We start from the raw sequence: 12,452 nt of genomic DNA on the forward strand, positions 1-12,452 counted from the left end.
CTATTCCGAACCAAAGACCAAAAGATAAGCATTTTGAGAAAATCTAAACTTTTGGATTTTCCTACAATGCCGACTACGGCGGAATCCCTCCCACTCCTTATATATTTCTTTCTGTATACATTGAATTTGTATTTAGTAAAATGCAGACAACACCACGGATCGGCTTTTGGCTGGACAATTCCAACCAAACACCGCAGCAGACAGTAGAAACCATTCTGAACGTTAGGAAGCCGGTATGATTGTTACATATAAGGGGTTGATTTCCGATCTCAGCCGAACACATTGAGCGGATAGCCCGTTCCCGCAGCTAGCCGAACGCCCCCGCGGCCCCTCCCGGGCCCCGGGGGCGCCGTTTTCCCAGTTGAAGGAACGATGGAGATATGTTTCGATAGGTCCGGTGGCCATGCTCCGCCCGCCGCCCGGCACCTCTTCCCAGACTCAGCCGGACGGTCGGCCCGTCTATTCCGTTTTCTAACAGTTTAGATAACGGGTGATGCCGCACCTATCCCAAGCTGCGGTAAGTCGCGTCGGCCATCAGGATATGGCGCACCACCCTTGCAGTCGGGTCCCACCTGTCGCGCGCCTGGTTGACCCTGAAGAGGTAGACGTACCAGTCGAGGTAGGCCTGCAGGTTCGCGGGCGACATCCCCGTGAAGCGCCACAGGTAGCGTTTGAGCCAGGAGCACAGGTCGTTCACCATCTCCATCCGCTCCAGGTAGACCGGGTCGTTCACATCGGCCCTGTGCGCCTCGCTCTCGAGCCCGCCGTCCCTGACCAGCGCGTTGTGCGCCCGCTCGAGGTCGTGGATCAGCAGCGCCCCGGGCGCTATCCTGCCGCCCATGGCCTCCCTCACGCGCGCCGAGCTGGGCTTCCCGTGGCCGCAGACGACCGCGACCGGGTTCTTGTGGACGTCGATGGCGACGCAGATGCACAGCTTCTGGCGGGAGAGGCCGCGCTTGCGGGCCTGCCCGTAGCCCTTGGAGAGGTCGGTGTCGTTTATGTAGGTCTCGTCCACCCAGACGGTGTCGCGCAGCACGATCCGGTCCTGGTAGCCGGACACCGTCGCGAGCACGCGGTGCCGCCACTCGAAGGCCGTCTTGTGGGTGACGCCGCACATCTCGGCCGCGCACTCGACGGGCACGTTGTGGCGCATGAGCCTGATGAAGGAGACCCAGGCGGGGAGCGGCTTTCGGCAGTGCTCGAGGACGGTGCCCGTGAGGGAGTTAAACCTCCTGCCGCAGCAGCGGCAGCGCCACCTCGGGACGCCGGCGGCGGTGGAGCCGTCCCTCCAGGCGCCGCGGGCGCCGCACCCCGGGCACTTCGGGTCCGGCCGATAGGCCGCGGCGGCCTCGGCCAGCGTGCCGACGCCGACCTCGTCGCGGCAGCGCCTCTCGTCGACGGCTTCTCTGAGCAGCAGGAACTCGTCGGCGGTGAGGCCCGCCACGAGCGCCCTGAAGGGGTTCGCTCTTCCCATATGGATCTGTCCCATCCGCCCGAACGCCCACCCGGAGGGATTGTCGCCAAACAAAGATCCGGGTGGGCGCTCGGGCAAATTCTCTGTTTGGCTGGGAAGAGCATAGCATTCGGGGGCCTTGCGGTCCCCGAATCATCACCTGTTATCTAAACTGTTAGATTCCGTTTTTCCCTCTAGGCTAGGTCAGCGGGGCATCGCCCCTCTCTGCGCGCGCCCGCTCCAAGAGCCCCGGCGTCAGGTCGAGATCGGCGAGCGCCACGCCCTCCACTCCGTAGGCGTCCAGCAGCGCCGCCGCGTCCTCCCCGAGCATCGCCCTGAAGGCGCGGGCGGGCGTCGAGAAGCCGAGCGCGCCGCGGGGCTCGGAGTTCACGTGCGACATCGCGAGCGCCAGGTCGGCCGGGGCGAGCCGGTCGAACCTGAGGCCGGCCCCCTTGGGCAGCAGCTTCCTTATCTCGACGTGGTTGCGCTCGCAGGCGCCCTTCTGGTCGCTCCGCCTGGGGTCGCAGTAGAACAGCCTCGTCTCGCCTGGCCCCTCGCCCAGGAGCGCCGCGATAGCGCCCTCGTCGGAGAACTCGGCGCCGTTGTCGGTGAGCACGGCGCGGAACACGCGGCGCGTCCCGTCGGCGCCGAGGACCGCCCGGACGCCCTCCAGGGCGGCCGCCACGCACGCGGCGGTCTTCTCCTCCAGCAGCAGCGCGAGCTGCAGCCTGCTGGGGCGGTGCAGCAGCGTGAGCAGGCACGCTGAGTCCTCCCGCGCCCCCTCGACCGTGTCCATCTCCCAGGCCGCGGCGCAAGCGTCCTCCCCGAGGGCGAGGAACGCGGCGTGCGACCTGCGGGCGGAGTGGCGCGTGGCCGCCCGGCCGGCGGCGCGCTTCCTCGGCCTGTAGCCGACCTTGCGCCTGAGCTCCATGTTGGTCATGCCGTCGTAGCCCGCCGCGACCCAGCGGTAGATGGTCGACGGCGACAGGTCCACGGGCCCGCCGTTGCAGGCCGCCATCTGCTCGGGCGACAGCCCCCGGCGCAGGCAGTCCCTGATGGCCTCCAGCCTCGCCGCGGCGGCGGGCTCGTCGGTGTCTATGCCGCGCCTGGACGAGACGAGCACCGAGTCCGCGCACAGCTGCGCGGCGCGGGCCTCGTAGAAGACGTGCGGGCGGCGCTTGCAGCCGATCGCGCGGTAGCGGCCGCAGCCGTTGCAGCAGCGCGGCCACGCCGCCAGGCGCGGGCAGGCCGCCGACAGGTCGACCGAGGCGTCCACGCGCTCGCCGCGCCTTGGCTGGGGCGCCGTGATGAACCTGTGCGACGCCACCTCGGCGCTCACCGTCGAGGGGGACCTGCCCAGCTCCCTCGCGATCTCCCTGCACGAGGCCCTGCGCTCGAGCATCCTCTGGACCGTGTCCCGCTCGTGCCTCGTGAGCCTGCCGTAGGCCCTCGGGACCGCCTTCTCGGAACCCTTTTTCCTCTTTCCGGACATGACGTCCTCCGATCTCCCGGGGCCGGCCGATCCGGCCCTCAGGGTATCGGGTTCCCAGATTCATCCGTACATGTGCGGATGAATCTGGGAAGTGTTCGGATGAAGTTGATATTCAAGGGTTACATATAAGGGGAAGAAAAATTTCTTTTAGATACTTGTTTTCCTAAAACTGATGTGATATAATAATTCAATTCCAGAAAAGGAGTAAAAAATATGCGGCAAGGTATTCTTAAATAAAACTATAATCAAATAGTGGGAACAAAGGATTATGATAGTCCATTTTGTAGGGGCTTAGTTTTTTGTACCCAATTTAAGAATACTTTTGCCTTATCAATTTTGACATATCCCCAAAAACAGCACTCACAAACAGGTGTAGGCTGTATATGTGTATGTCCGCAAATTATCATCCCCAGTGGTAAAAGTATTTTACTGCTGGGGATTTTTATGCCCTTCGGGGCAGTAAAGGGAGGACAATCACATGAAAATAATCAATATTGGAATTCTTGCCCATGTAGACGCTGGAAAGACGACCTTGACGGAGAGCCTGCTATATGCCAGCGGAGCCATTTCAGAACCGGGGAGCGTCGAAAAAGGGACAACGAGGACGGACACCATGTTTTTGGAGCGGCAGCGTGGGATTACCATTCAAGCGGCAGTCACTTCCTTCCAGTGGCACAGATGTAAAGTCAACATTGTGGATACGCCCGGCCACATGGATTTTTTGGCGGAGGTGTACCGCTCTTTGGCTGTTTTAGATGGGGCCATCTTGGTGATCTCCGCTAAAGATGGCGTGCAGGCCCAGACCCGTATTCTGTTCCATGCCCTGCGGAAAATGAACATTCCCACCGTTATCTTTATCAACAAGATCGACCAGGCTGGCGTTGATTTGCAGAGCGTGGTTCAGTCTGTTCGGGATAAGCTCTCCGCCGATATTATCATCAAGCAGACGGTGTCGCTGTCCCCGGAAATAGTCCTGGAGGAAAATACCGACATAGAAGCATGGGATGCGGTCATCGAAAATAACGATAAATTATTGGAAAAGTATATCGCAGGAGAACCAATCAGCCGGGAAAAACTTGTGCGGGAGGAACAGCGGCGGGTTCAAGACGCCTCCCTGTTCCCGGTCTATTATGGCAGCGCCAAAAAGGGCCTTGGCATTCAACCGTTGATGGATGCGGTGACAGGGCTGTTCCAACCGATTGGGGAACAGGGGAGCGCCGCCCTATGCGGCAGCGTTTTCAAGGTGGAGTATACAGATTGCGGCCAGCGGCGTGTCTATCTACGGCTATACAGCGGAACGCTGCGCCTGCGGGATACGGTGGCCCTGGCCGGGAGAGAAAAGCTGAAAATCACAGAGATGCGTATTCCATCCAAAGGGGAAATTGTTCGGACAGACACCGCTTATCCGGGTGAAATTGTTATCCTTCCCAGCGACAGCGTGAGGTTAAACGATGTATTAGGGGACCCAACCCGGCTCCCTCGTAAAAGGTGGCGTGAGGACCCCCTCCCCATGCTGCGGACGTCGATTGCGCCGAAAACGGCAGCGCAAAGAGAACGGCTGCTGGACGCTCTTACGCAACTTGCGGATACTGACCCGCTTTTGCGCTGCGAGGTGGATTCCATCACCCATGAGATCATTCTTTCTTTTTTGGGCCGGGTGCAGTTGGAGGTTGTTTCCGCTTTGCTGTCGGAAAAATACAAGCTTGAAACAGTGGTAAAGGAACCCACCGTCATTTATATGGAGCGGCCGCTCAAAGCAGCCAGCCACACCATCCATATCGAGGTGCCGCCCAACCCGTTTTGGGCATCCATCGGACTGTCTGTTACACCACTCCCGCTTGGCTCCGGTGTACAATACGAGAGCCGGGTTTCGCTGGGATACTTGAACCAGAGTTTTCAAAACGCTGTCAGGGATGGTATCCGTTACGGGCTGGAGCAGGGCTTGTTCGGCTGGAACGTAACGGACTGTAAGATTTGCTTTGAATACGGGCTTTATTACAGTCCGGTCAGCACGCCGGCGGACTTCCGCTCATTGGCCCCGATTGTATTGGAACAGGCATTGAAGGAATCAGGGACGCAACTGCTGGAACCTTATCTCTCCTTCACCCTCTATGCGCCCCGGGAATATCTTTCCAGGGCTTATCATGATGCACCGAAATACTGTGCCACCATCGAAACGGTCCAGGTAAAAAAGGATGAAGTTGTCTTTACTGGCGAGATTCCCGCCCGCTGTATACAGGCATACCGTACTGATCTGGCCTTTTACACCAACGGGCAGAGCGTATGCCTTACAGAACTGAAAGGGTATCAGGCCGCTGTCGGCAAGCCAGTCATCCAGCCCCGCCGTCCAAACAGCCGCCTGGACAAGGTGCGCTATATGTTTCAGAAGATAATGTAACGTCTTGCGCAATGCAAGCGTTCATTGCTGGCTATTGCGAAATATCATTGATAAAATCAGTATCAGAGAGGAGAAACTATTTTGAACCAGGAACAGACGAATAGAACCGCAAGCAGGACTGTTATATCTGCGGCAGCTACAAGAAGCGTACCCGTGACTGTACGGCACACTTTATCCGCACCGACCTTTTGACGGCGGGCGTGCTTTCCAATCTCCGGCAAGTGACGGAATACGCCGCCAGGCATGAGAGCCGCTTTGTAAAGCTGCTCATCCAGCAGAACGAAATCGGCGGCAAGAGAAAGACCGCCGCAGCCACGAAGCAGCTTGAACAGGCCCAGACACGCATTGCCGAAGTGAACCGCATTATCAAGCGGCTGTATGAGGACAATGTAAGCGGCAAAATCAGCGACGAGCGTTTCATGGAGCTGTCGGCGGACTATGAGCAGGAGCAGCGGGAACTGAAAGACCGGGCTGCCGCTTTGCAGGAGGAACTTTCCAAGTCGCAGGCCGCCACCGTCAACGCCGAGAAATTCATGGGGATTGTGAGAAAGCACCTTGCTTTTGAAGAATTGACCCCCACCCTCTTGCGGGAAATGATTGAGAAAATCGTCGTGCATGAGTGCAGCTATGACGAGAACGGCACCCGCAGGCAGGACATTGAGATTTATTACAGCTTTGTCGGCAAGATAGACTTGCCGGAAGCCTAACGCCTGACCTATCCGACACAGCCCTAAGTGCCGGATAGGAACGGCAAAATTTTTTACACTTCTATTACTTCTTTATCGCACATTAGCAGATTCGCAAGGGTTATCAGGCGCTGAAGTAGTTTCGTCGGTTTCGGTCCATCGAAATAGCCCTTTCCGTCAAATAGAGATACGAGCTCCTTGGCGCCTTCCTGGCTGTGACCCACTTCTTTGTAAAACATGATTGAAGTTGGAGCCATTCCATCATATTTGAGCTCTGTTAGGAAACGCTTGATGCAAGGGACGCTGTCGCCGTTTGGGCCAAACCAAATGCGGTTATCCTGGAGGCTCTCGCGAAACGCGTTTCGCGAGAGCCTCCAGCAGCGTCCTGCTGGAGGCTCTACAACACGCCCCGAGGGCGTTGTGATTGGATAGTCGGAATCTGGGCTGTAAGTCTTTACACTGAGGTCGCTTGGCTTCCAAACGCCTCGAGGGTCGTTGTCTGGATTCTTGTAGCGGGCGTTTGCCTCGTCTGTTCTCGGCAGGCGTCCAATCACAAAGCGCTCAATGGATTTGGCGTATACGAGAACATAATCATGGCTATTTGAAACGTATTTGGCGTCATTCTTGGGCGAGTAAGCTCGTTCCCAGATTAGCTGAGAAACGAAATTTGCCTCTCCGAACACCTCGTCACAGAGGATGCGCAAATTGCGGTCTTCGTTATCGTCAATCGAAATGAAAATGACGCCATCGTCGGTTAGGAGCTCTCGAGCCAGTCTCAACCTAGGGTACATCATCGAGCACCAGTCGCTATGGTAGCGGCCACTTGTGTCGGCGTTGGACTGGCCGGCGAGTCCCGCCTGCTCCTTATAGTTATCGACAGAGTTGCCGAAATTGTCCTTGTAGACAAAGTCGTGACCCGTGTTGTAGGGTGGGTCGATGTAGATCATCTTGACCTTGCCGTGGTAGCCGCGCTGTAGGAGCTTCAGCACCTCGAGATTGTCGCCTTCGATATAAATGTTGTCCGAGTCGAAGGACCCATCCTCTCCATCGCGGCTGCGGCTTTTCTCGATACGGGGACGCAAAGTAGCAGTGCTGGACATCTGCGACTGGCGGATGGCATCGGCCTTGCCGGGCCACGTGAACGCATAGCGCTCCAGGCCCTCGTCTACCTCGTCGCCAAGCTCCAGCCGCAGTTTGTCGAAGTCGATTCCGCTCTCGGAGAACACTTCGGGCATCAGCTCCTTGAGCTTATTCAGGCGGTCGTCAATAAGACTCTCCGATTCAAGAGTCATCTTTTCTATCTCGCCCATGAGGTCTCCTCCTAGGAAAGTTGAGATTTGATTAGTTGAACTATGTAGGGCATGGCGGCAATAAAAACGTCGGTGCCCTTGCCGGCAAGCCAGCTCAGGAGTTTGTCAAGCTTGCTGCCCCGTTTGCTTTTATCTTTTGTGTTGAGATCGCCCATCATCCCTTTGAGCAGCGTCTTCTCGTCATCGGAAAGCGTTGTCTCTGGCAATTTGTCAATCTGTTCAAAGGTTGCCTCTAACGTGACCTGTACGTTGCTCGTGGCGGATGCCGTGAGGCTGACGCTAGCGCCCTGCGCTTCGGCGATTTTCAGCTTACGGAGCTCCTCATCACGGAAATGCTTCAGTTTGTCGATACGTAGTTGCGTCTGTTCATCGTTGAAATCATTGCGATTGGAAGACCCATAGGAATGGGAGGCTAGTCCGTCCGTGTAGGAGTCGTAGCCCCTCGCGTTTGCGTAGACGTAGTCGATCGAGCCGTATACGGCTTTGAGCTCGTCGTCTTTCACGCCCTCTTCAAGAGCTTGCTCCAGTCTCCTGATATGCTGCGTTATAGTTGCGCAGAATGCGGCACCGAACGCTTTGTCGTCTGAGTCTTCCCGCTTTAGGCGCAGCTTCTGGAGAATCATCCCTAGGTCGCTTTTCGAGTAACGAAACGAGCTTGAAGAATTGATGTATGCGAAAGCCTCGGGGTTAGTGTAGTCGAGGTCGAAGACCCGCATGATTTCACGGCAGAGCGCATCAACGTCCTCATCCGCATCACCCCTCAAAAGGCGCGCTGCTCGCAAAATATACTCATCTAGAACGGCCATTGCAGACCTCCTTTATCTCATCGGCGACCGCCCTCAGGCGTCGCTCCTCTTCCTTCATTTCCATCCTCAGCTTTGCGGACTCGTTGAGCGTTATGTCCTTCGACCGCCGTTGCTCCTTCAGCCGCTTGACGGAGGCTCCCAACTCATCGTAGCGCGACGTGAGGACAATCAGCTTCTCCCGGTCTCGAGCGGGGCATGCGGGGTAGAATCCCAGGCCGCCGATCGCGCGGGACAGCGCTACGGCGCGCGACAGGTCGAGCAGGTACTCCCAGAGGTCGCCTTGCGAGAGCCGCCCGAAGGCCAGCGCGCCCAGGAAGTCCGCGTATTCCGGGCTGCCCGGGTCGAACACGCCCGTCGACTCGATTCGGTCGACGACCGTCGCACCTTGCTCAGCCTGGCTCTTCCGCGTGAGGGCGACCGATACGCACGCGCGGTCATTCGCCTCGACCAGGAGCACCGTCGGGTTCGGGAAGCACTTGTGCACGAGCTCCGCAGACTCCGCTACGGCCATGGTCCCGGCTGCCATCTCGCAGCGAAGAAAGACGATGCTCTGCACGTTGCGCCCGTCGTCCTCGTACGGCGGGATGCGCGTCGTGGACTTTTGGACCGTGGCGAAGTGCTCGAGGCGCGCGACCTTGTCGAGCCTTTTCTGCTCGGTCTTGGCGAGCATCACCTGCTTGACGAGCACCGTCTTGGGGATGCGTCGGTCTCCCGCGAGCGCCGCATCGGGCAGGTGCAGGATGCCGTTCCAGTCGACGCCGCTCATCGCAGCACCGCGAAACATACCAGCGAGTAGTCGTTGAAGCCCATGACGGCGCCGCTGCCGACCTCGCCCAGGCTGAACAGGCTCTCGATCCCCTTGTCCCGCTGCGTCCCGGTGATGGCCGCCACCACATCGTCGAGCAGGTCGGTGTAGGCGTCCATCCTCGTCCCGTCGCGGGTCTCGCGGTTGAACTCGCGGCACAGCTCGGCGATGGGCTCAGGATGCCCAGAGCAGACGGCGCGCATGATGTCGAGCGCCGGCTTGGGCTGGGTGTGCTTCGTCATGACCTCGCCGTCGCCAGACACGTACACCACGTAGTACGGGAAGACGGGGTTCGTGTCCCTGGGGTCGTTGCCCTCGTCGTTCTGCTTGAGGCAGAAGACCACGCCCGGCTTCACGTCGTCACGAAGCTCGTCGGGGATGGAGGCCACAGCGTGGAGGCCCGCCGGCGAGTTCTCCAGCGCGCCGGGATGCTCTTTCGCGTAGCGCTGAAGCTCCACGCGGAAATCGTCGAAGGCGAAGTCCGTGATCGAGATGCCGCCCGAGATGTCCTCGAGGTCGAGCACCTCGCTTTTGAGCTGCTGGAGCTGCTGGCGGCGGTACTTGAGGTCGTTCATCTCGCCGTTGCCCTTTGCCTCCAACACGTTCTCCTCGCCGGTGGCCGACGCGTCGAGCAGCGCCATGCGCCCCTTCACGCGGCCCTCGAGCTGGATGTACTCGTCGAGCGCGATGTCAGGCCAGAAGTTGACCAGCTGGATCTGGGAGTTCTTCGATCCCAGGCGGTCGATGCGGCCGAAGCGCTGGATGATGCGCACGGGGTTCCAGTGGATGTCGTAGTTCACCAGGCAGTCGCAGTCCTGCAGGTTCTGGCCCTCGGAGATGCAGTCCGTCGCGAAGACGACGTCGATCTCGCCGAGCTCCCCCTGCTTCTCCGGCAGCTCCTTGGAGACGGGAGAGAACCTCGCGAGGATGTTCTCGAAGGTGGTTCTTGGGAGCTTCAGCGAGTAGGTCCGGTTGGAGCTGCCCGCAACCTCGGCGCACTCGATGCCGAGCTCCCGTTTCAGCCAGGGCGCCAGCTGCTCGAAGAGGTACGCCGTCGTGTCGGCGAACGCGCTGAACACCAGCACCTTGCGGTTGCCGGGATTGTACGGCTCGCTGACCTTGCCCGCGATGAAGTCGCGCAGCTTCACGAGCTTGGCGTCGCGCTCGGGAGTCACCGCGTCGGCGTAGGTTAGCAGGGCCCGGAGCACCTGGATGTCGAAGTCGAGGTCCTGGCCCAGGCGCAGGGCGTCGACGTCGCGCAGATCGACGCGCACCTTGCCGCCCGCCTCGAACTCCTCGGCATCGTCGTCGTCGAAGCCGTCCTCGAGGCCCTCGGTGCCGTAGGCGACCCCCGACGCGTCGGCGTCGAGCCTCGCGCGCAGGTCGACGCAGCCGTCGAGGATGCGGCGCAGCGTGATGCGGAAGCTGTTCACGGAGGACTCCATGCGCTTGAGGACGTTGACGCGCATGAGGTTTGCCACCGCCGTCGTGCGGTGGACCTGGCTCTCGAAGTCCTTGCCCCACGTGTCCCCGTAGCGGTCCTCGTACTTGCGGCGCTGGTCGGCGCGCACGTAGGAGAGCACCTGGTACTGGGCGAACGTGAGCTGGGCGATCATGTCGTTGAGCTCGGCGATCGGCGGCAGCTCGCCTTCGAGGTCGATGGGCGTCTGGAACGACAGGGGCGGCCGGCGCGCCGGGAAAGTCCCGCTCGCGGCGCCATAATATTTCGTGATGTGCTTGCGACTGCGCGCGATGGTCAGCACGTCGAGCAGCTTGAAGTAGTCGGCGTTCACCGCGTTCACGAAACTCTCGGTGGTTCGCTCGGAGTCGGAAAGCTTGCTCCACTCGTTGAAGCTCTGCTGGGCGGCGCGGGTCACGTGGGTGATCGACGGGATGCCGTCGGTCTCCTCGAGGTACGCGTCATCGCCTTCGGTGATGAGCTCGATCTGGTTACGGAGGTCGAGCAGCCGATTGTTCACCGGAGTGGCAGAGAGCATGAGCACCTTCGTCCGCTGGCCCGACTTGATGACGTCCTCGATGAGGCGCGTGTAGCGGTCGGTCTTCTCCGCGTCGGTGCTCTTGTTCCTGAAGTTGTGGCTCTCGTCGATGACGAGGAGGTCGAAGTGGCCCCATCGCAGGTGCTCGAGGTCCACCTCGCCACTCATGCCGTGGTGGCGCGACAGGTCAGTGTGGTTGAGCACCGTGTAGCTGAAGCGGTCGTCGGCCAGCGGGTTGCGGTCGTCGTTGTCCTGAGTCCACAGGGTCCAGTTGTCTCGCAGGCGCTTCGGGCACAGCACGAGGATGCGGTCGTTGCGCTCCTGGTAGTACTTCATGACGGCAAGGGCCTCGTAGGTCTTGCCCAGGCCCACCGAGTCGGCGATGACGCAGCCCTTGTACTTCTCCAGCTTTCGGATGGCGCCTACGACGGCGTCCTTCTGGAAGTCGTAGAGCTTGTTCCAGACCACGGACTCCTCGAACTTGAGGCCAGGGCGGATGCCATTGTCCTCGTCGTCCTCCATGAAGTCGCGGAACAGGCGGTACAGGGTCAAGAAATAGATAAACTCGGGCGGGTTCTCGCGGTAGAGCGTCTCGACCTGAGCGGCCACCTGCGCGGTGACCTCCTCGACCATGGCAGGGTTGTTCCAGACCGATTCGAACATCATCTTGAGGCCGGCGGCTTCGGTCGCGTTCTCAAAATGGCTCACGCAGGTCACGGTTCCCGGGCGGCGCTCGTAGCCGAGACCCTCCTGCGTGAAATTCGCGGCGGCGCCCATGAAGGCATGGTCGCCTCCGGAGGGGTTCTCCACCACGTACGTGCCGCCCGGCTGTATGGCGCCAGACGTCTTGGCGGACTTGAAGACCCCCCTCTCGCGGATCCACTCGGCGCATTCTCGGGCGAGCGCGCGCTGGTTGAGGTTGTTGCGCAACGTGAGCTCGAGCCCCGAGCCGCCGACGCCGACCTCGCGCGCACGGCGGGCCACCTCGAACTCGCGCGGCTCCTTCAAGTCGGCCATGCGCTTGATGAAGGTGGGTTCGCTGAACAGAAAGCGTACCTCGTCGATTTTAGAGAGCTCCCCTTTGAGCTCTCCGTAGGCGAACACAGTGAAATATGAGCTGATTATCGACAGCTTCGCGCCGTCGTCGATGGATTCGCCAAGGGCGTCTCCCAAGCGCTCGACACCGACGTTGTTTAGTGATTTCACGCCTCTAAGTTCCCTTCTTCGTAAGCCCCTCGACCATTCAATCGTGCGCGAAAGGCGAAAAGCTCATGCTGCACGGAGCCGCCTTCTTCTTGGCCGCATCGGCTGAGATACCATGGATACGTAAGATAGCGAGTGTCTTAGCTTTCCATCAGGAAACTGCGGTTCTGCTCAACTTAGCATCTGGCGCTTACGAGCCATCCGCACATCACTAACGCCAGCACTCTAATCGCCATAAGTGCAACACAAATGAATTTTAATCATTATAGCGTCCGAATTATTGAACACAGCAACACGGACTT

At 59.5% G+C, this 12,452-nt stretch carries 8 protein-coding genes and 1 pseudogene; 2 read left to right on the forward strand and 7 right to left on the reverse strand.

Features of this window, described 5'->3' with window-relative positions:
• Positions 1-502: 502 nt before the first annotated feature.
• From DMP07_RS02930 to DMP07_RS09090, 3 genes and pseudogenes are all read right to left on the reverse strand, one after another.
• Positions 503-1,474 (reverse strand): IS1595 family transposase, encoded by a 972-nt coding sequence (locus tag DMP07_RS02930; RefSeq protein WP_123198022.1) that lies wholly within the window; start codon positions 1,472-1,474, stop codon positions 503-505.
• 178 nt (positions 1,475-1,652) lie between these two features.
• Complete coding sequence (locus DMP07_RS02935) at positions 1,653-2,729, reverse strand: IS30 family transposase (RefSeq protein WP_244594826.1); 1,077 nt, start codon at positions 2,727-2,729, stop codon at positions 1,653-1,655.
• 102 nt (positions 2,730-2,831) lie between these two features.
• Positions 2,832-2,945: pseudogene (locus tag DMP07_RS09090) on the reverse strand (hypothetical protein); the annotation flags it as partial.
• A 478-nt stretch (positions 2,946-3,423) separates the two neighbouring features.
• Here DMP07_RS09090 and tet(W) point away from each other — a divergent pair.
• Both tet(W) and DMP07_RS02945 read left to right on the forward strand, forming a co-directional pair.
• Positions 3,424-5,343 (forward strand): tetracycline resistance ribosomal protection protein Tet(W), encoded by a 1,920-nt coding sequence (gene tet(W), locus DMP07_RS02940; RefSeq protein ID WP_000691721.1) that lies wholly within the window; start codon positions 3,424-3,426, stop codon positions 5,341-5,343.
• Positions 5,344-5,564: 221 nt separating this feature from the next.
• The gene (locus tag DMP07_RS02945) at positions 5,565-6,050 is read left to right on the forward strand and encodes a DUF4368 domain-containing protein (protein ID WP_006500704.1); all 486 of its coding nucleotides are present in this window, start codon (positions 5,565-5,567) and stop codon (positions 6,048-6,050) included.
• Positions 6,051-6,103: 53 nt separating this feature from the next.
• Here the strand turns inward: DMP07_RS02945 and DMP07_RS02950 are convergent, their stop codons facing one another.
• Genes DMP07_RS02950 through DMP07_RS02965 form a run of 4 tightly spaced genes read right to left on the reverse strand, consistent with a single transcriptional unit; the run spans position 6,104 to position 12,153 of the window.
• Positions 6,104-7,339, reverse strand: a complete 1,236-nt coding sequence (locus tag DMP07_RS02950; protein WP_211324488.1) for a site-specific DNA-methyltransferase — start codon at positions 7,337-7,339, stop codon at positions 6,104-6,106.
• A gap of 11 nt (positions 7,340-7,350) precedes the next feature.
• Positions 7,351-8,145: a hypothetical protein gene (locus tag DMP07_RS02955; protein ID WP_123197668.1), complete on the reverse strand. Its 795-nt coding sequence runs from the start codon at positions 8,143-8,145 to the stop codon at positions 7,351-7,353.
• Positions 8,129-8,911, reverse strand: a complete 783-nt coding sequence (locus DMP07_RS02960) for a DUF4391 domain-containing protein (RefSeq protein ID WP_123198023.1) — start codon at positions 8,909-8,911, stop codon at positions 8,129-8,131. Before DMP07_RS02960 ends, DMP07_RS02955 begins: the two co-directional genes overlap by 17 nt.
• Entirely contained in the window at positions 8,908-12,153 is a 3,246-nt protein-coding gene (locus DMP07_RS02965; protein ID WP_123197669.1) for a helicase-related protein, read from the reverse strand. The genes DMP07_RS02960 and DMP07_RS02965 overlap by 4 nt, the downstream gene beginning before the upstream one ends.
• Between the last annotated feature and the right edge of the window lie 299 nt (positions 12,154-12,452).

The organism is Slackia faecicanis, from assembly GCF_003725295.1.
Taxonomy (GTDB): Bacteria; Actinomycetota; Coriobacteriia; order Coriobacteriales; family Eggerthellaceae; genus Slackia; species Slackia faecicanis.